Here is a 25889-nt window from a genome sequence, read left to right as displayed (position 1 = left end):
CCACTCAGGGACTGAAGTGGCGGAGAGGGAGGGATTCGAACCCCCGATAGGCTTGCACCTATGCCGCATTTCGAGTGCGGTGCATTCAACCACTCTGCCACCTCTCCAGGCGCAAATCAGGGCGAACCCCGGTGGTCGGGCGCCGTTCTAGGGCACGGCGGCGGGGGTGACAAGGCAGCCGGCCGAATTTTTCCCTCGCTGTCCCAAAGCCGGGGCGCCGGTTGCGGTCCGCTCGTGGGGAAGCGGACCGCACGCGGCGGCTGGGCGGCTGCACCGCCCGATCGCCGCGCTCCGAAGGCCCGGACTGACGCTTGGGCCCTCGAACCTCGCGACAAGCGGCGCCGCTCAGCGGAACAGGTCGAAATGGTAGTTGAGGCCGACCCGCACGCTGTGGATCTTCGCCGCACGCCAGTCCGGCAGCGCGTCGTGCTTCAGGTCGGTGTAGAGATATTCAAGCTTGGCCGACCATTTCGGCAGGAAGGCCCATTCCGCGCCGCCGCCCGCCGTCCAACCCATCTTCACCTTGTGGACCGGGCCGTCCTTCAGCTCGCCGGCCGCGAGACCGACCGTCCCGTACAGGAACAGGCGCTGGTCGAGCATCGTGAAGCCGGCGCGGGCGCGCCCCGTGGTCAGCCAGGGCACGCTGACCGCGGGATTGACCAGATCGCCTTGGCGCGAGAGGCCGGTGAAATCGAGATCGTTCTCGATGCCGACCACGAACAACGGCGAGACCTGGTAATTATAGCCCGCTTGCATGCCGCCGATGACGCCGGAGAGCTTCCCGCCATTGCCGCCGGCGAGGTTCGTCACTGAATCATTGCCGGTGAACGCCCCACCGACATTGGCGCCGGCGTAGAAGCCGGTCCACGAGAACGGTGCCGGGGCGGAGGCATAGGCCGGCGCCTTGTAGGTTTTGGCCGGCATATCCGCCGCTCGTGCCCCCGTCATGGCCAGCGCGGTCGCCGCGACGGCGGCCGCCCAATGGCTCGCGCCTGTGATCCTCATGTCCTCAACACTCCGTTTGGCGCCGGCTCGGGCCGGCCAATCCCACCCCAATTGGGATGATCTCCTATAAAACCGACTAGACGGTTTGTAAATAGAGCAAGTCGATCACGTGGCAATCTTTGGGCGCGATTGCGCGGGCGGCGGGACGACGAAGGGAGGAGCGAAGAAAGCAAGGTGGGACCGCCGTACGCTGACACATGCCGGCGGTCCCGTGTCGCTACATCTTGGGGAAACCGACGGAAGAGACGGGGGTCAATCCGGCCGGCCTGAGCGACACAAAAGACCCTGGGCCATCCGGGCCCGCATCGCAACGCAAACCGGTCCTTAACCTAACCCATCAAGGTTACCGTGCCTCGTAGCCATCTGTTTGGCAGCACAGCGATTTTTGCCGTCTTGCCGAGCGGGCTCCACCGCGAGCCCCAGCCCGGGCGTCGATGGCGCGGCTTCGATCCTGCTCGCTCCACCCAATGGCGCTCGGCCGCCAATTCAGTCCTTCTTTTTCTTCGCGGCCTTTTTCTCGTCGGCCTTGTCGTCCTTGGCCTTGTCGTCCTTGTCCTTGCGGCCGTTCTCCTTGCGGCGGTTGGTGAAGCGGGCATTGCCGAGCCCGGTGCCGATGGTCAGCACCCCCCAACGCTCGAAATCCTGCATGAACGGCACCTCAGAAAGGCCCTGCACGACGCCGTCATTGTGCATCAGCACCGCCGTGTCGTGATCGCCGATCATCGGGATCGCCTCGACCAGGCTGGCCGGCAGATTGAACTTGCTGCTCTCCCAATTGCCCGGCAGGTTCTGCGCGCCCTTCTCGATCGAGCCGTCTTCATTGATGACGCCGGGACAGGCGATGCCGATGAACGGCGCCAGCTTGAGGCCTTCGGTGTCCGCCTCGTCGATCAGCCCTTTGAGCATCTTGGCCAGCCGTTTCACCGCACCTTCGCGCGTCGGCTCGTCATCGGCATGGCGCCACAGCTCGGACTTCCAGACCGAAGCCTTGGAGAGGTCCGGCGTCTTCTTCCAGCACGTCTCGACCACGCCGCAGCGGATATTGGTGCCGCCGATGTCGACCGCGAGGATGCTGTCATGGGCCTCGAAGATCCAGGACGGCGCCAGATGCAGCGCGCCGATCAGGCCGGCATCGTCGGGATGGTAGCGGATCGGCTCCAGCTCGACGCCGAAGCCCTCGTCCTTCAGGATGATCTCGGTGCGCGCGATGGCGAGCTCGCCGAGCCGGGAATCGCGAAAGCCGCCGCCGACCACGATGCATTCAGTTTTGGCCCAGGCCTTGGTGCGCAGGAAGCGGCGGGTGACATGGGCGAGCTCCTGGGCGAACTCCTCGATCGCCGAATGCACCACCGCCGAGGCCTCGGTGTCGTCACCGACCAGGATCGCGTCCAGCGCCTTCTTGCTGATGGTGTCGCTGTCCTCGTCGCCGAACGGATCCTTGCCGGATTTGCGTAAGGGCTTGCGCCAGCGCTCCAGGATCTTGCGAAAGGCGCCCTTGGAGGCGCGGTCGCCGAGGAAGCCGTCCTCGTCCTTGATCTCGATGTTGAAGCTGTCGATCTCGACCGACGGCAGCCGCGCGGCGCCGTGCCGGGCAATTCCCGTGGTGGTCATCACGTCGTCGGCCATGGATCCCTGCCTGTTGTGCGTTGGCCCGGACAACGGCGGAGGCGACGGTTTAGTTGCGGGCGAATGGCAAATCGGGAGGAGCGAATAGGGGCGGCTGCGGCCCTTCCCCGACTCCCTATGCGCCACTCGCCATGCGCCCTCTTCGCTTGACTCGCTGGCTCCGGCGGCTATAAGCGCCAGATCGACCGGCGCGAGCTTCTCGCGCCGATTGTCGTTGCGCGTATCGGACAGGCCTCGATGCCTGGGACACGCCGACGCTGGCCCCGGTCGGGCCAGACCCCATGAACTATAACGACTGAACAAGAAGCCGACCCGGGGCGACAGCGCTCTGAGGCCGGGATCGAACACGAAGGATGAGAACGATGTTCGCAGTCATCAAGACCGGCGGCAAGCAATACCGCGTCGCCCCGGATGATGTGCTCGAGATTGGCAAGATCGACGGTGAACCCGGCACGATCGTGCAGCTGAACGAAGTGCTGGTGGTCGGCGGCGACACTCCGGTGCTGGGCGTGCCCGCGGTCGCCGGCGCGTCGGTGGCGGTCGAGGTGCTCGACCACAAGCGCGGCCCCAAGGTCATCGCGTTCAAGAAGCGCCGCCGCAAGAATTCGCGCCGCAAGCGCGGCTACCGGGACGAGCTGACCTTGATCCGCGTCTCGGAAATCCTGACGGACAACGCCAAGCCGACCAAGGGCCCGCGCCCGAAGAAGGCCAAGGCGGAAGCCCCGGCGGCTGACGCCGCCGAGTAACATGCCGGCGCACGTGGCGCGCGGCATCGGCTGACACCTCATCACGCGCGGATTTTTTTCCGCGCGCTTCGCAAATGTGAATGATCCCTTAGCGGAATCGCGCTAATGGTGATCGCGAGATCGGAGACGAGCGATGGCTCATAAAAAGGCAGGCGGTTCATCCCGCAACGGACGCGACTCCAAAGGCAAGCGCCTCGGCATCAAGGCGTTCGGCGGCGAGCGCGTGATTCCCGGCAACATCATTGCGCGTCAGCGCGGCACGACCTGGCACCCCGGTCTCAACGTCGGCATGGGCACGGATCACACCCTGTTCGCCAAGATCGAGGGCGTCGTCGAATTCCATGCCCGCGCCAACCGCACGTTCATTTCGGTGCGTCCGGTAGCCGCCCAGGCTGCCGAATAGAATAACGGTGGAACACGTCGCGTCCGCCGGGTCCTGATGAACCGGCGGAGCGCCAGATGGCTCCAGGGGAGGCGGGACAACCGGCCTCCCCTTTTCATTTCTGCTGATCTTCAGCTGATTCCGAAGCGTCGATGGAGCCCGACATGCTGCAGGACATCACGACTCCGACTTTGCGCGAGGCGAGACCTTGCGTCCTCGAGACGCCCCGGCTGACCCTGCGTCCGCCCTTGCTCGCGGACGTGAAAGCCATCGCCCAGCTCGCCGATGATCACCGCATCGCCGAGAACACCCGCCGCCTGCCGCATCCCTATTCCGAGGTCGATGCCGCCCGCTTCGTGCGCGGGCTGGAGCAGACGGGCGAGACCGCCTTCCTGATCGAACATCTCGACGCGCCGATTGGCCTCGTCGGCATCAACCGGCCGGCGCCCGGGCGCGCCGAGCTCGGCTACTGGCTCGGCGTCGCGCATTGGGGCCGCGGCTTCGGCACCGAAGCGGCGCGTGCCGCGATCGACTATTTCTTCGACGGAAGCGATGAGACCGTGCTGATCGGGCACGCCCGCGTCAGCAATCCGGCCTCGCGCAACATCCTGGAGAAGTGCGGCTTCCAATGGACCGGCGTCGAGCTGCACCGCTTCGAGGTCATCGGCTCGTCGGCGCCCGTCGACGCCTTCCGCCTGACCCGCGGCGTCTGGGCCTCGCTGAAGGCCTGGGCCAATGCCGGGCGAAGATAGGCCGACGTCACCCTCCCCTGAAGGGGGGAGGGTGACGCTCAAGCCGGCGGGTTCACCGCACCCGTGCCCTGCCCCAGGCTGCGTTCGCGCAGGTAGATGTACAACCCGGCGCCGATGATGATGGTCGCACCGATGATGGTCGCGGGATGCGGGACATCGCCGAACACGACGAAGCCGAACAGCACAGCCCAGACGATCATCGTATATTGATAGGGCACGACCACCGAGGCCGGCGCCAGCTTGAGCGAGCGGTTGACGCAGAACAGTGCCGTCACCGAGATGATGCCGGCGGCGGCGAACAGGAGCAGGCTGCCGGGTGTCGGCGTCACCCAGCCGAACGAGGACATCGCCGCACCTAGCAGGAAGGTGCCGACGAATTGCGAGGACGCCATCACGATGTCGGGCGTCGATCGCAGCGAGCGGGTGATCAGCATCAGCACCGCGAAGGACAGGCTGCCGCCGAGCGCGATCAGCGCCGGCAGGCTGAATGTCTGCGCCGAGGGCCTGAGCGCGATCAAGACGCCGCAGAAGCCGATCAGGATCGCTGTCCAGCGCCGCCAGCCGACATGCTCGCGCAAGACCAGCGCCGACAGCGCAGTGACGAAGATCGGCCCGGCGAGATAATAGGTGATCACATCGGCGAGCGGCAGATAGACGGTGGCGAGAAAGAACGCGGCGACCTCGAGCGTCGAGAGGATCACCCGCACCAGCTGCAGCCACGGCCGCTCGAGCTGCAGGAACGCGGCGCGGTTGCGCCAGATGAACGGCGCGAGCAGCAGCAGCGCCGCGCAGGCGCGCAGCCACAGCAGTTGGCCGACGGCATAGGTCGACACCAGGAACTTGCCCAGCGCATCGCCGAACGAGAACATCGCGATCGACAGCAGCATCAAGCCGATGCCGGCCAGCCGCGCCGAGCGCTCATCGTTTGCGGTAGAGATTCGGGACAGCACGCTCATGATGGCGCTGCCTTATCAGGCCGGCCTGGACGGCTCCAGCCCTTCCGCCGGACGCGTGACGCAGCCCTGCCGCAACCCCTGCGCAACGCTTGTTCAAGCCTTGCGCAACGCTGATTGACCGCTCGAAATTAAGGCTGAGAGCCGAATTAGGCCCATTCCGCGGTTGCCGTAGGGGCCCGCCTCGCCTACGTAGAGCACATCATGAAATTTCTCGATGAAGCCAAGGTCTATGTGCGCTCCGGCGACGGCGGCAACGGTTGCGTTGCGTTCCGGCGCGAGAAGTTCATCGAGTTCGGCGGGCCGAACGGCGGCAATGGCGGCCGTGGCGGCGATGTCGTGATCGAAGCCGTCGATGGCCTCAACACCCTGATCGACTACCGCTACCAGCAGCATTTCAAGGCCCAGAGAGGCGGAAACGGGTCGGGCAAGGACTGCCACGGCGCCGGCGGCAAGTCGGTGGTGCTCAAGGTTCCCGTCGGCACCCAGATCTTCGACGAGGACCGCGAGACCCTGATCCACGACTTTACCACCGTCGGCGAGCGCTTCGTTCTGGCCCAGGGCGGCAATGGCGGCTTCGGCAACGCCCATTTCAAGTCACCGACCAACCGGGCGCCGCGCCATGCCAATCCGGGGCAGCCCGGAGAGGAGCGCTGGATCTGGCTGCGGATGAAGCTGATCGCCGATGCCGGCCTGGTCGGCCTGCCCAACGCCGGCAAGTCGACCTTCCTGTCCAAGGTCTCCGCTGCCAAGCCGAAGATCGCCGATTATCCGTTCACCACGCTGCATCCGCAGCTGGGCGTCGTGAACGCCGATGGCCGCGAGTTCGTGCTGGCGGACATTCCGGGCCTGATCGAGGGCGCCCATGAGGGCGCCGGCCTCGGCGACCGCTTCCTCGGCCATGTCGAGCGTTGCCGCGTACTGCTGCACCTCGTCGACGCCACCTGCGAGCATGCCGGCAAGGCCTACAAGACGGTGCGGCACGAACTTGAGGCCTATGGCGGCGACCTGACCGACAAGGTCGAGATCGTCGCGCTGAACAAGATCGACGCGGTCGATCCGGACGAGCTGAAGAAGCAGAAGGACCGGCTGAAGCGCGCCGCCAAGAAGACGCCGCTGCTGATCTCCGGCGCGACCGGCGAGGGCGTCAAGGAGGCTTTGCGCAAGCTCGCCGACGTGATCAGCGAGCAGCCAGTGTCCATCAAGGCCAAGAGCACCAGCGACAGCGCGGCGACCGAGGAGCCATGGGCTGCGCCTCTGCCACCGCAGGGCTGAGCTGACGCCAGCCTTGCCTCGCACGCCTCCGCTTGCGACACTCACCGCCATCCATCAACACACAGCCCCGTCAGTGCCGACCGCGCATCCGTTGCGCGCCTGTCATCACGAAGCGAGGGCCTGCACTGCTCCGGTTCAAAGCCGCCTTTTCAAAACCATGGCCAGCCCCCGTCTCGAAAATTTCCGCCGTATCGTCGTCAAGGTCGGCTCGTCGCTGCTGGTCGATTCCGAGGCCGGCGAGGTCCGCGCCTCCTGGCTTGCGGCGCTCGCCGCCGACATCGCGCGACTGCATGGTCGAGGCTGCGAGCTCCTGGTGGTGTCGTCAGGCTCGATCGCACTCGGCCGCAGCCGGCTGAAGCTGCCGCGCGGGCCGCTCAAGCTGGAGGAGAGCCAGGCAGCCGCCGCCGTCGGCCAGATCGCGTTGGCGCGGATCTGGTCGGAGGTGCTGGGTGACCACGGCATCGGCGCCGGACAGATCCTGGTCACCTTGCAGGACACCGAGGAGCGCCGCCGCTATCTCAATGCGCGCTCGACGATCGCCAAGCTGCTGGACTGGCGCGCGGTGCCGGTCATCAACGAGAACGACACCGTCGCGACGGCAGAAATCCGCTACGGCGACAATGACCGCCTCGCCGCACGCGTCGCGACCATGGCCAGTGCCGACCTGCTGGTGCTGCTGTCCGACATCGACGGACTCTACACCGCGCCGCCGGCGCAGGATCCGAACGCGCGGCTGATTCCGGTGGTCGAGAGCATCACCGCCGACATCGAGGCGATGGCCGGCAGCGCCGCGTCCGAGTTCTCGCGCGGCGGCATGCGCACCAAGATCGAGGCCGCCAAGATCGCCACGACCGGCGGTACCCACATGCTGATCGCCTCCGGCAAGATCGAGCACCCGCTGGCGGCGATCGCCAATGGCGGCCGCTGCACCTGGTTCCTGACCCCCGCCAACCCCGTCACCGCGCGCAAACGCTGGATCGCGGGCTCGCTGGAGCCGAAGGGCACGCTGACCATCGACGCCGGCGCCGTGACCGCGCTGCGCGCCGGCAAGAGCCTGCTGCCCGCCGGCGTCATCCGGGTGGACGGCCAGTTCGCCCGCGGCGATGCGGTGGTGGTGCGCGGGCCAGATACCCACGAGATCGGCCGCGGCCTGGTCGCGTATGACGCCGACGACGCCGAGCGCATCAAGGGCCGGTCCTCGCCAGATGTCGCCGTCATCCTCGGCATCTCCGGCCGCGCCGAGATGATCCATCGCGACGACCTGGTGATCGGCCCGGCGGGCGCAATGGGATAGCGGAGTCGACACAGCAGCTTGCACCGAACACAAAATTCCGTAAAATACGGAAAACGAGGTGCTTTGATGGCGCGAGCAGCAGCAACCGATTTGGCCAAGAATTTTGGCGAGTGGCACGACAAGGCCATGCGTGAGCCTGTCGTGATCACCAAGCATGGCCGCGAAAGTGCCGTGCTCCTCTCTGCCGAGACATTCCAGAAGCTCGTCGACGGCTACCGCGAAGTGATCCTGGCGACTGACTTGACTGACGCCCTCGCGGGTGCCGTCGTGAACAGCGAGATCCCCGAACAATACCGCTGGGAAGCGGACGACGACGTCACTGATGAGCGCCGGGGCGTCGGCGGTGAATGAGTGAAATCGTCACTCGCGCTACACTTCCCAAGCGTCCATTGCCCGGTCTCGTGATCTGCTATTCCTATCTCTGGCACCGAGAGGCCGAGAAGCGCCAGATCGAAGGTTTGAAGAACCGTCCCTGTGCCGTCGTGCTGACCTATGAGCGAATCCCAGCCTTCCCCGATCGCATCGTCGCCGATGTTGTCCCAATCACCCATGCCGCTTCGCGAGACGCCATTGAAATCCCCATTGCCGTCAAGCGCCGGATGGGTCTCGACCAGGATCATTCCTGGATCGTGACCAGCGAATTGAACCGGTTCTTCTGGCCGGGGCACGACATCCGGCGCGCGCGAGAAGATTGGCAACCGGGCGGGCCGATCTGGCATTGGGGGTTCCTGCCGGTCAGCCTCTTCAGCAGTGTCAAAGACGCTGTTCTCCGCCATCGCGCGGCGGCGACGCTGTCAGTGACGCCCCGCTCTTGATCGCCCGCTAAGCACGCTGGCATCGCATCAGTCCAATTTCCATGCTAGAACATCACCTTAATTCAAGGTTGAAGCACCCATGACCGCGCCCCTCAAAGCCATCGACGGCAGCGCCGATCTGCCTGCGCTGATGAACGACCTCGCCAGCCGCGCCCGCGCCGCGGCGCGCGTGCTGGCGCTGGCCCCGGCCGCGCAGAAGAACCGGGCGCTGGAGGCGATGGAGCGGCTGATCCGGGCGCGCGTCGACACGATCATCGCCGCCAATGCCGAGGACGTGGTCGAGGCCAAGGCCGCCGGCATCACTTCCTCCTTCCTCGATCGCCTGACCTTGACCCCGGCCCGCGTCGCCGCGATGGCCGACGGCATCGCCGCTGTGCGCGAGGTCGCCGATCCCATCGGCATCGTCACCGAGAGCTGGCAGCGGCCGAACGGCATGACCATCGAGCGCGTGCGGGTGCCGCTCGGCGTGATCGGCGTGATCTTCGAGAGCCGCCCCAACGTGGCGGCCGATGCCGGCGTGCTGTGCCTGAAGTCCGGCAATGCGGTGATCCTGCGCGGCGGCTCGGACTCGTTCCGCTCCTGCCGCGCCATTCACGAATGCCTGGTCGAAGGCCTGCGCGAGGCGGGCCTGCCGGACGCGGCGATCACGCTGGTGCCGACGCGCGACCGTGCCGCCGTGGGCCTGCTGCTGTCCGGCCTGAACGGCGGCGTCGACGTCATCGTGCCGCGCGGCGGCAAGAACCTTGTCGCTCGCGTCGAGGCCGAGGCGCGGGTGCCGGTGTTCGCGCATCTCGAAGGCGTCAACCACGTCTATGTCGACGGCGCCGCCGACCTCGAGATGGCGAAGTCGATCGTGCTGAACGCCAAGATGCGCCGCACCGGCGTGTGCGGCGCGGCCGAGACGCTGCTGATCGATCGCGCGTCACAGGACAAGATCAAGCCGTTGGTCGACACGCTGATCAACGCCGGCTGCGAGGTGCGGGGTGATGACGCCGTGCGTGCGGCGGATGCGCGGGTGAAGCCCGCCAGCAACGAGGACTGGGACACCGAATATCTCGACGCGGTCATCGCCGCGAAGGTCGTCGACGGTGTGGAAGGCGCGATCGCGCACATCCAAGCGCATGGCTCGCACCACACCGACGCAATCGTCACCGCGGACGTTGCCGCCGCCGACAAGTTCCTCAACGAGGTCGATTCGGCGATCGTGCTGCACAATGCCTCGACGCAATTCGCCGATGGCGGCGAGTTCGGCTTCGGCGCGGAAATCGGGATCGCCACGGGCAAGTTTCACGCCCGCGGACCGGTGGGCGTGGAGCAGCTGACGAGTTTCAAATACCGCATTCACGGCACCGGGCAGACCCGGCCATGACCGCCGCATCCTGTGGTTGAGCTTCCTGAGCAGGCCGAGGCTGGGCCGACCGCCGCCGCAGCCATGCGCCTTGCGATCCGTCAGGCGCTGCCGCCTCACAGCGACGGCATGCGCATCGGCCTGCTCGGCGGCTCGTTCAACCCGCCGCACCAGGCGCATCGCGCGATCAGCCTGTTCGCGCTGAAGCGGCTGCAGCTCGACCGCGTGTGGTGGCTGGTCACGCCCGGCAATCCGCTCAAGGACAATGGCGGACTGCACGCGCTCGCCGAGCGCGCCGCGGCGGCGCGCAAGGTGGCTGCGGATCCGCGCATCGAAATCAGCTGTCTCGAATCCGTCATCGGCACCCGCTACACTGCCGACACGATTGATTACCTGCGCCGGCGCGCCTCGCGTCTTCGCTTCGTGTGGATCATGGGCGCCGACAATCTCGCGCAGTTCCATCGCTGGCAAAAATGGCAGCACATCGCGGCCCAGGTTCCGATGGCCGTGGTCGATCGCCCGCCCCGCAGCTTCCGCGCTCTGAACGCACCCGCCGCCCGCGCATTGGCGCGCTATCGCCTGCCCGAGGCCGATGCCGGCCGCCTGGCTGACCGCGCCGCGCCGGCCTGGGTTTACCTCACCGGGCTGAAGCTGAGCCTCTCGTCGACCGGGTTGAGGAACCCGGACGGCAGCTGGAAGTCTATCTGACCTGTGCCGCCACCCGCGCGGCATCGGATGTGCATAGTGTGTCGCAGTCCGCCGCTGCCCGAGGCGGGCTGATGGTTAAAAAGTCGGGCCGGAGTGCCGGAATCCGGGGGACTGGATTATTGAAACAGTTAACCCCACATGGCTAGTATGGTCAGCAGGCCGGATGGATTCGGCCTGCGATACAGTGAAAGGAATGGTCCCTGACCACATCTGTATTGTCCCAGTCGGCCTTACCCAAGACCAAGGCAACGACCTCCAAGTCGGCGACTGCCAAGGCGCGTAAGACTCCGACCCACGATGCGGCCTTGCAGGCGCAACCCGACGCCGACAAGACTCTGCGCACGATCCTCTCCCGCCTCGAGGACATGAAGGCGGAAGAGACGGTCACCATCGATCTTCACGGCAAATCGGCGTATTCCGACTACATGGTCATCACGACAGGCCGCTCCAACCGGCATGTCGGCTCGATCGCGGAAAACGTCGCCAAAGGCCTCAAGGAGGCCGGGGCCAAGAAGGTCCATATCGAGGGCTTGCCCAATTGCGACTGGGTGCTGATCGATTCCGGTGACGTGATCGTGCACGTGTTCCGGCCTGAGGTCCGCGAGTTCTACAACCTCGAGCGGCTGTGGACACAGGGGCCGAACCCGGCAAAGACGCTGTAGATCACGATCATTCCGGAAAGCCGGTTGCCGCTTTCCGGATCATGCTCTACGGCCGCCCGGCGGTACGAATCGGCCTGTGCACGTGGTAGAGCGTGCGCATGCGCATCGTGGTGATCGCCGTTGGCCGATTGAAACAGGGTCCGGAGCGGGAGCTCGCGGAGCGTTACCGCGAACGCTTCGACGATCTCGGCCGCAAGCTGGGCTTCCGCGGCCTCGACCTTCATGAACTCCCGGAGAGCCGCGCACGCGACGCGGCCACGCGGATCAGCGAGGAAGCGGCGGCCATTGCGGCGCTGATTCCGGATAGATCCGTGCTTGTCTGCCTCGACGAACGCGGCCAGAACATCGACAGCGCGAGTTTGGCGGCACAGATCGGACGCTGGCGCGACGAAGGCGTTCCGGCGGCTGTGTTCGTCATCGGCGGCGCCGACGGACTTTCGCCCGAATTACGGCGCAGAGCCAAGCTCGGGGTCGCGTTCGGGGCTGCGACCTGGCCCCATCAGATCGTTCGCGTTCTGCTGTTCGAGCAGATTTACCGTACTGCTACGATCCTGGCGGGTCACCCCTACCACCGCGCTTGAATCAGTTAAGATCGGAGCACATTAAGGACGTCGATGTTCGCTGCGCGGCCCCCCACTCGCTCATCTGCCACCGTCCGCAGCGGCCGGACGTTCAGCGCGTGGATGACCGCCGCGGTGAGCCTAGCAGCCTTGGCCCTCGCTCTGCTGGGCCTCACACCGCTGACCAGCACGCCCGCGGCAGCCCAGACCGGCCTTCGCCCGTCGATCGCCGGTACGCCCTCACCGACACCGCCGACCCCGGAACAACTGAAGCAGCGCGCGCAGGAACTCGAGGCCGCGCGTGCCGCGCAAAAAGCGGCTGCCGAGGCGCAGGAGCGGTTGAAGGCGGAGATCGCGACACTCGGGGAGGACCGCGGCAAGCTCAACCAGCAGCTGATCGACGTCGCCTCGCAGGTGCGGAGCGTCGAGGTCAGAGTCGGCGAAGCCGAGACCCGGCTGCGCGGCCTCGATGGTCGCGAGCAGGATCTTCGCAACTCTTTGGAGGCGCGGCGCACCGAGATCATCGAGGTATTGGCCGCCTTGCAGCGCGCTGGCCGCCGCACGCCACCGGCGCTGCTCGTCCGGCCCGAGGATGCGCTGCAATCGCTGCGCACCGCCATGCTGCTCGGCTCGGTGGTTCCGGAGATGCGCGGCCGGGCCGAAAAGCTCTCGACCGATCTCGGCGAACTGGTCGCCCTACGCAAGACCATCGCCACCGAGCGCGACAAGCTCGCCGCCGATCGCGACAAGCTCCGCACCGATCAAACCCGGCTCGCTGCGCTGGTCGAGGAGCGGCAGCGCAAGCAGGCAACGGCCGAGAAGGACATGGAGGCCGAGAGCCTCCGCGCGGTGGCGCTCGCCCAGCAGATCGACACGCTGCAGGGTCTGATCTCGACCATGGAGCTCGACATCAAGAGCGCCGCCAAGGCGGCCTCGACCGCGAGCCTGCAGGGCGTTCCGGTCAACAGCAAGCCCGATGCGAACGCCTTGCGCAATCCGGGCCGCAAAACGCCGGCGATCGCCTTCGCGTCGACCAAGGGCATGCTGACCTACCCCGTCAACGGCACCAAGCTTCGGGAATTCGGTGCATCCGACGGCGCGGGCGGCGTCGATAAAGGCATTTCCTTGGCAGCCCGTCCGGGGGCTCAAGTCACAACCCCGTGTGATGGCTGGGTTGTGTATGCCGGCCCCTTCCGCAGCTACGGACAACTCTTGATCCTTAACGCCGGTGGCGGGTATCATGTCTTGATCGCCGGGATGGAGCGCATTTCCGTCAACATCGGGCAGTTTGTTCAGACGGGAGAGCCGGTCGCGACCATGGGTACGACGTCCCAGGTCGCCTCCATTCTCGCTACCAATGCGAGTCAACCAGTGCTCTATGTCGAGTTCCGTAAGGACGGCACTCCAATCGATCCAGGCCCATGGTGGGCCGCAAATGAAGGCGAAAAGGTACGCGGATGATGCGTAAGACTTCGGTAATTCTCCTGAGCGCGGCCACCGGTGCGGCATTGACCTTGTTCGTGACTCAACCACGCGCGGTGTTGATGGGATCGACCGCGCGCGCCGCAACTGCCGACACCTATCGCCAGCTCAACCTGTTCGGCGACGTGTTCGAACGGGTGCGCAGCGACTATGTCGAGAAGCCGGACGACTCGAAACTGGTCGAATCCGCCATCAGCGGCATGCTGTCCGGCCTCGATCCTCATTCGAGCTACATGGATGCGAAGAGCTTCCGCGACATGCAGGTGCAGACCCGCGGCGAGTTCGGCGGTCTCGGCATCGAAGTCACGATGGAAGATGGCCTGATCAAGGTGGTGTCGCCGATCGACGACACGCCGGCCTCGAAGGCCGGCATCCAGGCCAACGACATCATCACCAATCTCGACGAAGAAGCGGTGCAGGGCCTCACCCTCAACCAGGCGGTCGAGAAGATGCGCGGCCCGGTCGGCACCAAGATCAAGCTGAAAGTGGTGCGCAAAGGCGCCGACAATCCGCTCGATATTACGCTGACCCGCGACAATATCCGCGTCCGCTCGGTGCGCTCGCGCATCGAATCCGACGATATCGCTTATATCCGCATCACCACCTTCAACGAGCAGACCACCGAAGGCCTCAAGAAGAGCATCGCCGATCTGCAGACCCAGATCGGAGACAAGCTGAAGGGCTACGTCATCGATCTGCGCAACAATCCGGGCGGCCTGCTCGAAGAGGCTGTCACGGTGTCCGACGCGTTCCTGGAGCGCGGCGAGATCGTCTCCACCCGCGGCCGCAACGCCGAGGAGACGCAGCGCCGCTCCGCGCATGCCGGCGACCTTACCAAGGGCAAGCCGGTCATCGTGCTGATCAATGGCGGCTCGGCCTCGGCCTCCGAGATCGTAGCTGGCGCGCTGCAGGACCACAAGCGCGCGACGCTCGTCGGCACGCGCTCGTTCGGAAAGGGCTCGGTGCAGACCATCATCCCGCTCGGCGCCGGCAACGGCGCACTGCGTCTGACGACGGCGCGCTACTACACGCCGTCGGGCAAATCGATCCAGGCCAAGGGCATCGTGCCGGACATCGAAGTGCTGCAGGATGTGCCGGACGAGCTGAAGTCGCGCACCGACACCAAGGGCGAGGCTTCGCTGCGCGGCCATCTGAAGAATGATGGCGACGAGAAGACCGGCTCGCAGTCCTACGTGCCGCCGGATGCCAAGGACGACAAGGCGCTCAAGCTCGCCGCCGACCTGCTGCACGGCATCAAGAACAGCGCCAACACGCCGGCGCCCACCACCGACAAGGCGGCAGCCGACAAGCCGGCGACCAAAGCGGCGAACTAAGCCGACCCTGCCAGCAACGACATCGACTTCGAAAGGCGGCCGCAGGGCCGCCTTTTTCGTTGGAAGGAGCTCTCTCCACCGTGCCCGGGTTCCGCGGATCTACGGGCTCCGGACACGAAGCCTGTGCCTGAATCGTCGCCGTGGTATCGTAGGCTTGATTGATTCGGGAATTTTGATGACAGAGACGGCCGACGAGCTGAGCGCCCCGCTCGGACAGACGGAGAAGCGTCGCAGGCGCCGCATTCGGCTTCCCTTCACGCTCCTGCAGGCTCTCGCCGTGCTGCTCGGCCTGTTCCTGGTGGTGTTCGCCGGCTTCGCTCTGTTCGGCGACAATCCGCTCGGCGGCGAGCCGATTGCCCGGATCGCGATCAACGCGGGCGCCAAGCCGGACGACAAATCGGGCGCTGCAAAACCGGACGCCAAGCATGGGGCGACGGCCGAGCACGGCGCTGCCGCGCCGGCCAAGCAGGACGGCGGCGACCGCAAGACGGTCACCATCATCGATGGATCCAGCGGCGCGCGCCAGGAGGTGGCGATCGGCGGCGGTGGCAGCGAGACAGCCGAACCCGGCGCGGCTGCGCCGGCGGCGAGCCAGATGCCGGGCGTCGATCCGCGGCTGCTGGAGAAATCGCGCTACGGCATGATCCCGGTAATGGCCGATGGCGTGAAGCCGTTCACCGCCTATGCGGCCGAGGCCGACCGGGCCAAGGCCGCCCGGATGCCGGCCGTCGCCATCGTGATCGGCGGTCTCGGCGTCGGCGCGGCCAAGACGGTCGAGGCCATCATGAAGCTGCCACCGGCCGTGACCCTGGCCTTCACCCCGTATGGCGCCGACCCGACCAAGCTGGCCGAGCGGGCGCGGGCGCAGCGCCATGAGATCCTGCTGCAGGTGCCGATGGAGCCCTACGACTATCCGGACAATGATCCGGGACCGCAGACGCTGCTCGCCACGCTTGGGCCGGACCAGAACATCGACCGCCTGTTCTGGCACATGAGCCGGCTGCAGGGCTATGTCGGTATCGGCAATTTCATGGGCGCGCGTTTCGTCGCCACCGAAGCGGCGATGCAGCCGATCGTGAACGAGGCTGCCAAGCGCGGGCTTGCACTGTTCGATGACGGCGCCGCGCCACGCAGCGTGGCCGCCTCGCTGGCCGCCGGGCGCGCCATGCCGTTCGCCAAGGGCGATGTGGCCATCGACGCGGTGCCGACGCCGGTCGAAATCGACAATGCACTCGCCAAGCTGGAAAGCCTCGCCAAGGAGCGCGGCATCGCGATCGGCACCGCCTCAGCTTTGCCGGTCTCGATCGATCGCATCGGGGCCTGGATCAAGGGGCTCGATCGCAAGGGCATTCTGCTGGTGCCATTGACAACTGCGATGCTGAAATCAAAATCGAACTGAACGGACGTACGCTGCGGCGACGTCGGAGCGGAGCCTGAGCGACGACGCCCGGAGCAACGCAGGAAGGCCGAGACGGAATGACGCGCTACGAGGACCTGCCTTACCGCACCTGCGTCGGCATCGCGCTGATCAACTCGGAAGGGCTGGTGTTCATCGGTCGCCGCGCTGGCGGCATCGAGCATGTCGACGACGCCCATGTCTGGCAGATGCCGCAAGGCGGCGTCGATCCCGGTGAAGACGCCTGGGAGGCGGCCAAGCGCGAGCTTTATGAGGAGACCAGCGTCCGTTCCGTCGAGAAGCTGGCCGAGATCGACGACTGGCTGACCTACGATATTCCCCGCACCGTGGCCGGCCGGGCCTGGAAAGGACGCTATCGCGGCCAGCGGCAGAAGTGGTTTGCCCTGCGCTTCACGGGAACGGATACCGAGATCGACGTCGAGCGTCCGGGCGGCGGCGTCCACAAGGCCGAATTCATCAGCTGGCGCTGGGAGCCGATGCAGAACCTGCCGACGCTGATCGTGCCGTTCAAGCGGCCGGTCTATGAGCGCGTGGTCAAGGAATTCGCCGCCCTCGCCGGCAAGTGACCTCTTCGGCCACGCCTTGACGCTTTGAGCGGTCTCGCCTTGAGGCGGTGGCGTCGTGCTGCACATGGTCTGCAAACAATCTCTGCAGCTCGGCCGCGACAACGCCGTCACGATGCGTTGCTATCCGGCGCAAAATCCCATGGATGAGAGCATGACGGAAACCAGACCCTACCGGCCGAATGTCGGCATCGCCCTGTTCAATGCTGACGGCCTCGTTTTTCTCGGACGTCGCTTTCGCGACGATGGACCGGAGATCATCCTGCCTGGCCTCGAATGGCAGATGCCGCAAGGCGGCGTCGATCCCGGCGAGGACCTGCAGGCGGCCGCCCGGCGCGAGCTGTGGGAGGAGACCGGCATTCGCGACGCCGAGATTCTCGGCGAATCCGACTGGCTGACCTACGAGTTTCCGCCGTTCAAGGATCCCAACCACCGCCTCGCCGGCTTTCGCGGCCAGCGCCAGAAATGGTTTGCCATGCGCTTCACGGGACGCGAGGCGGACATCGACCCGGTGACGCCGCGCAATGGCCAGCCGGCGGAGTTCGATGCCTGGCGCTGGGAGCAGCTGGCCCGCGTCCCCGATCTGGTGGTGCCGTTCCGCCGCGAGGTCTACCGCGCCGTGGCGCAGGCATTTTCGGGAATCGCAAGGAGCGGCGGCTACTAATTCGGCTCGACCGTGAACGGGCCGATCGCGATGACACGGCAGTCGCTGTCCTGCGTGGAGCAATCCGCCAGCGCGCCGCCGATCGCGGTCTCCTCGCGGTCGCCGTTCAGGCCGAAGCCGGGATGACCCGCGGTGCCCACCGCCACCGCATTCCAGCCGGACGGCGAGGCCGCGAGGCGACGCACCACCTCGTCGCGGGAGTCGGCCGCGATCGCAGGGTCGCTCGTCGCATGGAAGAAGCCGGTGGCTTTCAGCACGGTCGGCACCGGCACGACGAAGGCGTCATCGAGCGCCACGATCATGCAGGGTGTGCCGGCCTGTGCGCCGCAGGATTCGAGATTGCGCCTGACGGCGTCTTCGACCAGGTCGGCGCCGACGCTGAAGACGAAATGTCCCTTGGGTCCAAGCGCGATCGCCTTGGAGCGGCGCCCGGGAGCGTAATTTGCCTCGAGCCTGGCGCGTCCGCTGTCGTTCACCAGCGGCATCTCGGCGGCGCTGAAGGCGCGCTCCGTCGTGGGGTCGTGCCGGACCCATGGCAGCGGCGGCAGCGGCGGCTTGCTGTGCGGAAAGACCACGCTGTCGCCGACCGCATAGAGCTCGCATTTGCGCGATCCGTTGGACGTCTCGGCACGCTGGCGACACTGTTCGAGCGCGGCCGCCTTGGCGGCCTCTTCGCTTGACTGCCCTGTGACGTAGGCGCTGACGCCATTGATGGTGGTCGCGAACGCCTTGTGAGCTGGAGCGGGGACATAGTCGCGGGCCAATGCGATGCGGGTGCGCTCGCTGACGAAGGGCACCGCATCAGCGGCGAACCTCTCGGCGGCGATGACGGGCGAGGCTTGCGGCGACGATTGCGGCTCAGGGGTGGACGGGGGCTGCGCGCCGGGCGACGCCGGCGGCTTGGACGATGACGAAACGGGCGGCGCTGGAGTCGCCGAGAGCCGCGCCAGCGCCTCGGCCGCGGCCTTGGCGGCATCGCGTTGCGCCGGCGGCGGATCACGATAATCCAGATAGAGAGCGGTCCCGACGCCGATCGCGGCCAGCGTGACCGCGGTGAGCGCGAGCCATCCCAACAGGCGCAGCGCGCGAGCCTTCTTGGTGACCGTTGCGGCGAAGGTGCCGTCCTCGCACCGCATCGCAACCCGAAAGGCGTGCACCGGGGTCGGGATGTTCTTCACCTCCCGCGCGCCCATGTCGGCGAACTGGACCGACAGCTTGTTGGCGACCTGCTCATGCACAGCGCGCGAGATGCAGATGCCGCCGACATCGGCGAGGCCCTCCAGCCTGGCCGCGATATTGACTCCATCACCGAGCAGATCGCCGTCGCGCTCGACGACATCGCCGATGGTGATGCCGATGCGGTAGCTCATCTGCCGGTTCGGCGGAAAATCCCTGTTCCGGGTTCGCAGGCTCTCCTGGATGTCGATCGCGCAGCGCACGGCCTCGACGGCGCTCGGAAACTCCGCGAGCACCGCATCTCCGGCGGTATTGAAGATGCGGCCGCCGGCGCGAGCGATGAAGTCGTCCACGACCTCACGATAGGCTGCCAGACGCCGCAGCGTCTCTTCTTCATCCTCGGCGACCAGACGTGAATAGCCGGCAATGTCAGCGGCAAGAATCGCCGCGATCTTGCGCTTCAAGACGATCTGGCCTGCCATCTCACCACGCCTGTTCGACCGGCCGGGAGCATGCCGCCGGATCGGCAACCGCGCAACCAGCTTCCCTGAAGTCGTCGCCCGGCCGCGCCGCGCGTTCAAGCCGGAATGAAAAATGGCCGGGCGGAGCCCGGCCACGATTGCTTGTCAACCTGCGGCACCGAAACTCAGTGCAGCGCCGTCGTGTTGAGCTGCTGCTGAATCGTCTTGAAGTGGTCGAGCCGCTCGATCGCGCGATCGAGCTCGTTGCCCTGCTTCTCGTTCAGCTTGGCTTCCATGCCCGAAATCTCGGCCGCGAAGGCGGTCTGGTCCAGCTCCTTCAGCGACGTCGCGACGTCGGCGAGGATGGTCAGCCCCGTCTCCGAGATCTCGGCGAGGCCGCCGAGCACGATGATCTTCTGCTGCGTTCCGCCGGCCGTGACGGTCAGGATGCCGGGCCGCAAAGTGGCGACGAACGGCGCATGACCGGCGAGCACGCCGAAATCACCCTCCTGGCCGGGAACGTCGACCTGGTCGACCTCGCCCGAGAAGGCGATCTTTTCCGGCGAGACGAGATCGAAGTGGAAAGTTGCCATGGGGGAACCTGCGAGTAGCGAATAGCAAATGGCGAGTAGTGAAGCAGGAAGCAGCGAACAGATTGTTCTATTCGCTACTCCCTATTCGCTATTCGCGTCTCAGGCAGCTTCCGCCGCCAGCTTCTTGCCCTTCTCGACCGCCTCTTCGATGGTGCCGACCATGTAGAAGGCAGCCTCCGGCAGGTGGTCGTACTTGCCTTCCACCAGGCCCTTGAAGCCCTTGATGGTGTCGGCGAGCTCGACGAACTTGCCCGGCGAGCCGGTGAAGATCTCGGCGACGTGGAACGGCTGCGACATGAAGCGCTCGACCTTGCGGGCGCGCGCCACCGTCAGCTTGTCTTCTTCCGAGAGCTCGTCCATGCCCAGGATGGCGATGATGTCCTGCAGCGCCTTGTAGCGCTGCAGCACCTGCTGCACCTGACGGGCGACCGCATAGTGCTCCTCGCCGACGACCAGCGGGGACAGCATGCGCGAGGTGGAGTCGAGCGGGTCGACCGCCGGATAGATGCCCTTTTCAGCGATCGAGCGCGACAGCGTCGTGGTCGCGTCCAAGTGCGCGAACGAGGTCGCCGGCGCCGGGTCGGTCAAGTCGTCGGCCGGCACGTAGATCGCCTGCACCGAGGTGATCGAACCCTTGGTCGTGGTGGTGATGCGCTCCTGCAGCGCGCCCATGTCGGTGGCCAGCGTCGGCTGATAGCCCACCGCCGAGGGGATGCGGCCGAGCAGCGCCGACACTTCCGAGCCGGCCTGGGTGAAGCGGAAGATGTTGTCGACGAAGAACAGCACGTCCTGGCCCTTGTCGCGGAAGTCTTCCGCGATGGTCAGACCGGTGAGCGCGACGCGGGCGCGGGCGCCCGGCGGCTCGTTCATCTGGCCGAACACCAGCGCGCATTTCGACTTCACCGACGGATCCGGATTGTGCGGATCGGCGTTGACCTTGGACTCGATGAACTCGTGATAGAGGTCGTTGCCCTCGCGGGTGCGCTCGCCGACGCCGGCAAACACCGAGTAGCCACCGTGCGCCTTGGCGACGTTGTTGATCAGCTCCTGGATCAGCACGGTCTTGCCGACGCCGGCGCCGCCGAACAGGCCGATCTTGCCGCCCTTCGCATAAGGAGCAAGAAGGTCGACGACCTTGATGCCGGTGACCAGGATCTCGGCCTCGGTCGACTGGTCGGTGTAGCTCGGCGCTTCCTGGTGGATGGCGCGGAGGCTGTCGGCCTTGACCGGGCCGGCTTCGTCGATCGGCTCGCCGATCACGTTGATGATGCGACCCAGCGTGCCCTCGCCGACGGGAACGCGGATCGGAGCGCCGGTGTCGGTCACTTCCTGACCGCGCACGAGACCTTCCGTGGTGTCCATCGCGATCGTGCGCACGGTGGATTCACCGAGATGCTGCGCGACCTCGAGCACGAGGCGGTTGCCGGCGTTCTTCGTTTCCAGCGAGTTGAGAATTGCGGGCAGGTGACCTTCGAACTGAACGTCGACGACAGCGCCGATCACCTGGGTGATGCGACCGATCTGGTTGGCTGCGGTAGCCATCTCATCTCTCTCCTTACGATCCGAATTTCAGGCCGCGGTCTTTGACCGCGAGAATTGAACGTGATTGCTTGCAACGGGCGCTGCGCGGTCAGACCGCCTCGGCACCCGAAATGATTTCGATCAGCTCCTTGGTGATCTGCGCCTGGCGGGTCCGATTGTAGACCAGCGTCTGCTTGCGGATCATCTCACCGGCGTTGCGCGTCGCGTTGTCCATCGCCGACATCTGCGCACCGTAGAACGAGGCGTTGTTCTCAAGCAGCGCGCGGAAGATCTGGACGCCGACATTGCGCGGCAGCAGCGCCGACAGGATCTCGTCCTCCTCCGGCTCATACTCGTAGAGCGCGACCGGCGCGGCGTTGGCGGCCGGCGCCTCGACCACCAGCGGGATGATCTGCTGCGCGGTCGGGATCTGGGCAATGACCGACTTGAAGCGCGAATAGAACAGCGTGCAGACGTCGAACTCGCCGGCGTCGAAGCGGGCGATCACCTGCTTGGCGATGTCCTCGGCATGTACGAAGCCGATCTGGCGCACCGAGCGCAGATCGACATGTGCGATGATCTGCTTCTCGAACTGGCGGCGCAGCTGCTCATAGCCCTTGCGGCCGACACAGAAGAACTTCACGTCCTTGCCCTGGTTCATCAGGGCCAGGGCCCGCTCGCGTGCCAGGCGCACGATCGACGAGTTGAACGCGCCGGACAGACCGCGCTCGCCGGTGCAGACCAGCAACAGATGGACCTGGTCGCGCCCGGTGCCGGCCAGCAGCTTCGAGCTCGCCGGCGAGCCGGCGGAGGCCGCCGCGATGTTCGAGATGACGGCGTCCATCTTCTCGGCATAGGGACGAGCCGCCTCGGCGGCGAGCTGCGCGCGGCGCAGCTTGGAGGCCGCGACCATCTGCATCGCCTTGGTGATCTTCTGCGTCGCCTTGGTCGAGGCGATGCGCACCCGCATATCTTTCAGTGACGCCATGGTTCGTTAGCTCACCCCGGCGGCCGATCCGTCAGGACCCGGCCGCTCAACCCATAAAGATCATTTGGCGCCAGGCCGTGTGCCTGGCGTGACATCTTGGTCCACGTCGTCGACGTGGGGTGGCCGGTCGACCCGGCCACGCCTCCCGATCGATCAGGAGAAGGTCTTGGCAAAGCCCTCGACCGCAGCCTTCAGCTTGGCGGCGCTGTCGTCCGACAGATCGCGGGTGTCACGGATCGTGTTCAGCAGATCGGCATGCTTGCCGCGCAGCAGCGACAGCAGGCCGTCCTCGAACGCACGGACCTTGCCCAGCGGAAGCGCGTCGAGATAGCCGTTGGTGCCGGCCCAGATCACGCAGACCTGCTCTTCCATCTTCAGCGGCGAGAATTGCGGCTGCTTCAGGAGCTCGGTCAGGCGCGAACCGCGGTTCAGCAGGCGCTGCGTCGCGGCGTCGAGATCGGAGCCGAACTGCGCGAACGCCGCCATCTCGCGGTACTGCGCCAGCTCGCCCTTGATCTTGCCGGCGACCTTCTTCATCGCCTTGGTCTGCGCCGAGGAGCCGACGCGCGACACCGACAGACCGACGTTCACGGCCGGGCGGATGCCCTGGAAGAACAGGTCGGTTTCCAGGAAGATCTGGCCATCGGTAATCGAGATGACGTTGGTCGGGATGTAGGCCGACACGTCGTTGGCCTGGGTCTCGATGACCGGCAGGGCGGTCAGCGAGCCCGCACCTTGCGTCTCGTTCAGCTTGGCGGCGCGCTCGAGCAGGCGGGAGTGCAGGTAGAACACGTCGCCCGGGTAGGCTTCGCGGCCCGGCGGACGGCGCAGCAGCAGCGACATCTGGCGGTAGGCGACGGCCTGCTTGGACAAGTCGTCATAGATGATGACGGCGTGCATGCCGTTGTCGCGGAAGTACTCGCCCATGGTGCAGCCGGTGAACGGCGCCAGATACTGCATCGGGGCCGGATCGGACGCGGTCGCGGCGACCACGATCGAATATTCCAGCGCGCCCTGCTCCTCGAGCACCTTCACGAACTGGGCGACGGTCGAACGCTTCTGACCGACGGCCACGTAGACGCAATACAGCTTGATCTTCTCGTCCGGCTGCGCGTTGAGCGGCTTCTGGTTCAGAATCGTGTCGAGCGCGATCGCGGTCTTGCCGGTCTGGCGGTCGCCGATGATCAGCTCGCGCTGACCACGGCCGATCGGGATCAGCGCGTCGATCGCCTTCAGGCCGGTGGCCATCGGCTCGTTGACCGACTTGCGCGGAATGATGCCCGGCGCCTTAACGTCCACCCGCTTGCGCTCGGTGAACTGGATCGGACCCTTGCCGTCGATCGGGTTGCCGAGCGCGTCGACGACGCGGCCGAGCAGACCCTTGCCGACGGGGGCGTCGACGATGGCGCGGGTGCGCTTGACGGTCTGGCCTTCCTTGATCTCGCGGTCGGCACCGAAGATGACGACGCCGACATTGTCGGTCTCGAGGTTCAGCGCCATGCCGCGGGTGCCGTTCTCGAACTCGACCATCTCACCGGCCTGGACGTTGTCGAGACCGTAGACGCGGGCGATACCGTCACCGACGGACAGCACCTGCCCGACTTCGGTGACTTCGGCTTCCTGCCCGAAATTCTTGATCTGGTCCTTGAGGATCGCGGAAATTTCCGCGGCGCGGATGTCCATCAGCCTGCCTCTTTCATCGCGTGCTTGATCGAGTTGAGTTTGGTGCGAAGCGAACTGTCGATCATCCGGCTGCCGAGCTTGACGACGAGCCCGCCGATGATCGCTGGATCCACCTTCACGTTGAGCGCGACGTCCTTGCCGGTCACTGTCTTCAGTGAGGCCTTCAGGGCGTCGAGATTCTTGTCGGAGAGCGGCTCGGCGACCGTGACGTCGGCCGTGGCTTCACCCTTGTACTTTGCGACCAGCGCGTTGAAGGCGCGGATCACATCGGCCACTGCGAACAGACGGCGATTGGCGGTCAGCACGCGCAGCACGTTGGCCGCAACGCCGGCGATGCCGGCTTTGTCGAGCACGGCGTTCAGCGCCTTCAGCTGCACGTCCGCGCCGAACACGGGGCTGCGAACGAGACGCTTGAGGTCGGCGCTTTCATCGAGAAGAGCATTGAACTTGTCGAGATCGGCCTTGACCGCATCGACGGACTTTTCGTCACGGGCCAGTTCAAACAGGGCCGTCGCGTAACGACCGGACACACCGGACACGGAGGGATCTTCAGCAGCCACAGGCGCGCTCTTTTTATATGTGCCCAACCCACAAGAGGGAAACCGGCGCGCCGCCGCAGCGGCAGTCCAGTTAAGCCCTTGGAATTCAAGCAGGACTTTGATTTTCGATCGCCGCGAGAGCAGCTTGATCACGAAAAGCGGCGCTTTGCTAACATAGCGTAAGCGCAGCCGCAACAAGCGGCGGCCCGCTATTCGGCACGTTGTTGCCGCGCTGCATTGGGAACCGCGGCAGCCACGCCGATCACGCCAAATGGGCCAACCACAGACCGGACAGTCATACCTCCTCAGAACCTAAGTGTTCCAGCTGTTGCTGCATGGCCGCCATGTCCCATTCCCCTTGACTCTTGTTTGGCCGACTTCCGCGCGCCTGCCGCGCTGGGAACGCATTACTTGGCGTCATCTTGGTATGGCCAACGAGAACTTAACTCGAAAGTAATACGAAGTATTCATTACTTAACGAAGCGTTAAAGGGCCGGATTACGGAATTTTCCGAGCGTGACGGAACAAGTCCAAAGATAATTGAACTGGATCGGAACAATTTCTACTGCCCCATTCGTGCCTCATTGCCCCACCAAACGGCGCGCGCCTCAACACCTGACGGGGGTCCACTGGCCGCAGAAGGCGGCAATACTGTTTCGAGGGACAGATAGATGCTCAAACTGAAGAACCTCTCGGCTGGCAAGATCGCCGGCTCGCGCACCGCGCTCGCTGTAGCCGTGACGTTGATCGTCGGCGGCAGTGCCACCGAAGCCTCGGCCCGCTCCAGGCATCATCATCATCACGCCCGCCATCACCACCACCACATGGCGCGCCAAGCCGCTCAGCCCGCGGCAGACTCCTTTTCGAACGGCTGGTCGTCCAACGGCTCGTCCTGGATGAACGCCAACGCGTCGGTCACCCCGACCTCTGGCACCGGCCGCACCTTCTCCGGCATGGCCTCGTATTACGGCAACGAGTCCGGCAGCCGCACCGCCTCCGGTCAGCGCATGAACGCCAACGCCATGACCTGCGCCCACCGCTCGCTGCCATTCGGCACCAAGCTGCGCGTGACCCATGGCGGCCAGAGCGTCATCGTCACCGTCAATGACCGTGGCCCGTTCATCCGTGGCCGGGTGCTCGACCTCTCGACCGGCGCCGCCCGCGCCATCGGCCTGACTCGCGCCGGCGTCGGCCGCGTCACCGCCGAGGTCGTGTCGTAAGGCACCTGCATCTAGCCACTCTCCACGCGTCGTTAGGAGCGCAGCGAAGCTATCCAGGGGCCTGATCGGGACGCTGGATTGCGTCGTCGCGGAGCCTGTCATCGGGCCGCGCTTTGCGCGGA

At 65.8% G+C, this 25889-nt stretch carries 26 protein-coding genes and 1 tRNA gene; 17 read left to right on the top strand and 10 right to left on the bottom strand.

Annotated features, from left to right (window positions below; translation table 11 throughout):
- Positions 1 to 17 precede the first annotated feature (17 nt).
- The 3 genes from HL671_RS21330 to HL671_RS21320 all read right to left on the bottom strand — a co-directional run bounded on the left by HL671_RS21330 (position 18) and on the right by HL671_RS21320 (position 2631).
- Positions 18 to 107, bottom strand: a tRNA-Ser gene (locus HL671_RS21330).
- A 238-nt stretch (positions 108 to 345) separates the two neighbouring features.
- Entirely contained in the window at positions 346 to 1005 is a 660-nt protein-coding gene (locus tag HL671_RS21325) for an outer membrane protein (protein ID WP_172238289.1), read from the bottom strand.
- A gap of 486 nt (positions 1006 to 1491) precedes the next feature.
- A complete protein-coding gene (locus tag HL671_RS21320) occupies positions 1492 to 2631 on the bottom strand; it encodes an ROK family protein (RefSeq protein WP_012040766.1) in 1140 nt (379 codons plus the stop codon).
- 362 nt (positions 2632 to 2993) lie between these two features.
- Between HL671_RS21320 and rplU the strand changes: the two genes are divergently transcribed.
- From rplU to HL671_RS21305, 3 genes are all read left to right on the top strand, one after another.
- Positions 2994 to 3377 carry a 50S ribosomal protein L21 gene (gene rplU, locus HL671_RS21315; RefSeq protein WP_008961803.1) on the top strand — a complete coding sequence of 128 codons (384 nt, stop codon included), beginning with the start codon at positions 2994 to 2996 and terminating at the stop codon, positions 3375 to 3377.
- 133 nt (positions 3378 to 3510) lie between these two features.
- Positions 3511 to 3780: a 50S ribosomal protein L27 gene (gene rpmA / locus HL671_RS21310; protein ID WP_012040765.1), complete on the top strand. Its 270-nt coding sequence runs from the start codon at positions 3511 to 3513 to the stop codon at positions 3778 to 3780.
- A 143-nt stretch (positions 3781 to 3923) separates the two neighbouring features.
- On the top strand, positions 3924 to 4511 hold the full coding sequence (locus HL671_RS21305; protein WP_172238286.1) for a GNAT family N-acetyltransferase: 588 nt from the start codon (positions 3924 to 3926) through the stop codon (positions 4509 to 4511).
- A gap of 38 nt (positions 4512 to 4549) precedes the next feature.
- Here the strand turns inward: HL671_RS21305 and HL671_RS21300 are convergent, their stop codons facing one another.
- Complete coding sequence (locus HL671_RS21300; protein ID WP_172238283.1) at positions 4550 to 5467, bottom strand: DMT family transporter; 918 nt, start codon at positions 5465 to 5467, stop codon at positions 4550 to 4552.
- Positions 5468 to 5668: 201 nt separating this feature from the next.
- On the opposite strand from HL671_RS21300, the gene obgE reads away from it, so the two are divergent.
- From obgE to HL671_RS21235, 13 genes are all read left to right on the top strand, one after another.
- Positions 5669 to 6739: a GTPase ObgE gene (obgE, locus tag HL671_RS21295; protein WP_012040762.1), complete on the top strand. Its 1071-nt coding sequence runs from the start codon at positions 5669 to 5671 to the stop codon at positions 6737 to 6739.
- Between the two features lie 157 nt (positions 6740 to 6896).
- Positions 6897 to 8033: a glutamate 5-kinase gene (proB, locus tag HL671_RS21290; RefSeq protein WP_012040761.1), complete on the top strand. Its 1137-nt coding sequence runs from the start codon at positions 6897 to 6899 to the stop codon at positions 8031 to 8033.
- 66 nt (positions 8034 to 8099) lie between these two features.
- The gene (locus tag HL671_RS21285; protein WP_041750266.1) at positions 8100 to 8384 is read left to right on the top strand and encodes a type II toxin-antitoxin system prevent-host-death family antitoxin; all 285 of its coding nucleotides are present in this window, start codon (positions 8100 to 8102) and stop codon (positions 8382 to 8384) included.
- Complete coding sequence (locus HL671_RS21280) at positions 8381 to 8848, top strand: hypothetical protein (protein ID WP_172238279.1); 468 nt, start codon at positions 8381 to 8383, stop codon at positions 8846 to 8848. Before HL671_RS21285 ends, HL671_RS21280 begins: the two co-directional genes overlap by 4 nt.
- A gap of 79 nt (positions 8849 to 8927) precedes the next feature.
- Entirely contained in the window at positions 8928 to 10217 is a 1290-nt protein-coding gene (locus HL671_RS21275) for a glutamate-5-semialdehyde dehydrogenase (RefSeq protein WP_012040758.1), read from the top strand.
- Positions 10218 to 10280: 63 nt separating this feature from the next.
- Positions 10281 to 10904, top strand: a complete 624-nt coding sequence (locus HL671_RS21270; RefSeq protein ID WP_049795458.1) for a nicotinate-nucleotide adenylyltransferase — start codon at positions 10281 to 10283, stop codon at positions 10902 to 10904.
- 305 nt (positions 10905 to 11209) lie between these two features.
- Complete coding sequence (gene rsfS, locus HL671_RS21265) at positions 11210 to 11566, top strand: ribosome silencing factor (RefSeq protein ID WP_083780752.1); 357 nt, start codon at positions 11210 to 11212, stop codon at positions 11564 to 11566.
- Positions 11567 to 11664: 98 nt separating this feature from the next.
- Positions 11665 to 12147: a 23S rRNA (pseudouridine(1915)-N(3))-methyltransferase RlmH gene (gene rlmH / locus HL671_RS21260; RefSeq protein ID WP_172238276.1), complete on the top strand. Its 483-nt coding sequence runs from the start codon at positions 11665 to 11667 to the stop codon at positions 12145 to 12147.
- 33 nt (positions 12148 to 12180) lie between these two features.
- Positions 12181 to 13587 carry a murein hydrolase activator EnvC family protein gene (locus tag HL671_RS21255; RefSeq protein WP_172238273.1) on the top strand — a complete coding sequence of 469 codons (1407 nt, stop codon included), beginning with the start codon at positions 12181 to 12183 and terminating at the stop codon, positions 13585 to 13587.
- Positions 13584 to 14942 carry a S41 family peptidase gene (locus tag HL671_RS21250; protein ID WP_041750264.1) on the top strand — a complete coding sequence of 453 codons (1359 nt, stop codon included), beginning with the start codon at positions 13584 to 13586 and terminating at the stop codon, positions 14940 to 14942. Before HL671_RS21255 ends, HL671_RS21250 begins: the two co-directional genes overlap by 4 nt.
- A gap of 175 nt (positions 14943 to 15117) precedes the next feature.
- Positions 15118 to 16341 carry a divergent polysaccharide deacetylase family protein gene (locus HL671_RS21245; protein ID WP_012040752.1) on the top strand — a complete coding sequence of 408 codons (1224 nt, stop codon included), beginning with the start codon at positions 15118 to 15120 and terminating at the stop codon, positions 16339 to 16341.
- A gap of 77 nt (positions 16342 to 16418) precedes the next feature.
- The gene (locus HL671_RS21240; RefSeq protein WP_012040751.1) at positions 16419 to 16925 is read left to right on the top strand and encodes an RNA pyrophosphohydrolase; all 507 of its coding nucleotides are present in this window, start codon (positions 16419 to 16421) and stop codon (positions 16923 to 16925) included.
- 151 nt (positions 16926 to 17076) lie between these two features.
- Positions 17077 to 17586, top strand: a complete 510-nt coding sequence (locus tag HL671_RS21235; protein WP_041751183.1) for an RNA pyrophosphohydrolase — start codon at positions 17077 to 17079, stop codon at positions 17584 to 17586.
- On the opposite strand, the gene HL671_RS21230 is transcribed toward HL671_RS21235, so the two are convergent.
- The 6 genes from HL671_RS21230 to HL671_RS21205 all read right to left on the bottom strand — a co-directional run bounded on the left by HL671_RS21230 (position 17583) and on the right by HL671_RS21205 (position 24568).
- Positions 17583 to 19244: an adenylate/guanylate cyclase domain-containing protein gene (locus HL671_RS21230; RefSeq protein ID WP_172238270.1), complete on the bottom strand. Its 1662-nt coding sequence runs from the start codon at positions 19242 to 19244 to the stop codon at positions 17583 to 17585. The genes HL671_RS21235 and HL671_RS21230 overlap by 4 nt on opposite strands.
- A gap of 164 nt (positions 19245 to 19408) precedes the next feature.
- Positions 19409 to 19816 carry a F0F1 ATP synthase subunit epsilon gene (locus tag HL671_RS21225; RefSeq protein ID WP_172238266.1) on the bottom strand — a complete coding sequence of 136 codons (408 nt, stop codon included), beginning with the start codon at positions 19814 to 19816 and terminating at the stop codon, positions 19409 to 19411.
- A gap of 99 nt (positions 19817 to 19915) precedes the next feature.
- Positions 19916 to 21358: a F0F1 ATP synthase subunit beta gene (atpD, locus tag HL671_RS21220; protein ID WP_012040747.1), complete on the bottom strand. Its 1443-nt coding sequence runs from the start codon at positions 21356 to 21358 to the stop codon at positions 19916 to 19918.
- Positions 21359 to 21446: 88 nt separating this feature from the next.
- Positions 21447 to 22325 carry a F0F1 ATP synthase subunit gamma gene (locus HL671_RS21215; RefSeq protein ID WP_012040746.1) on the bottom strand — a complete coding sequence of 293 codons (879 nt, stop codon included), beginning with the start codon at positions 22323 to 22325 and terminating at the stop codon, positions 21447 to 21449.
- Positions 22326 to 22478: 153 nt separating this feature from the next.
- Positions 22479 to 24008 carry a F0F1 ATP synthase subunit alpha gene (atpA, locus tag HL671_RS21210; protein ID WP_012040745.1) on the bottom strand — a complete coding sequence of 510 codons (1530 nt, stop codon included), beginning with the start codon at positions 24006 to 24008 and terminating at the stop codon, positions 22479 to 22481.
- A complete protein-coding gene (locus HL671_RS21205; RefSeq protein WP_172238313.1) occupies positions 24008 to 24568 on the bottom strand; it encodes a F0F1 ATP synthase subunit delta in 561 nt (186 codons plus the stop codon). Before HL671_RS21205 ends, atpA begins: the two co-directional genes overlap by 1 nt.
- A gap of 650 nt (positions 24569 to 25218) precedes the next feature.
- Between HL671_RS21205 and HL671_RS21200 the strand changes: the two genes are divergently transcribed.
- Positions 25219 to 25767, top strand: coding sequence for a septal ring lytic transglycosylase RlpA family protein (locus HL671_RS21200; RefSeq protein ID WP_012040743.1), 549 nt, complete (start codon positions 25219 to 25221; stop codon positions 25765 to 25767).
- Positions 25768 to 25889 lie beyond the last annotated feature (122 nt).

The organism is Bradyrhizobium denitrificans, assembly GCF_013179005.1.
Classification (GTDB): domain Bacteria; phylum Pseudomonadota; class Alphaproteobacteria; order Rhizobiales; family Xanthobacteraceae; genus Bradyrhizobium; species Bradyrhizobium denitrificans.
This window is presented reverse-complemented; position numbering and strand designations above follow the sequence as displayed.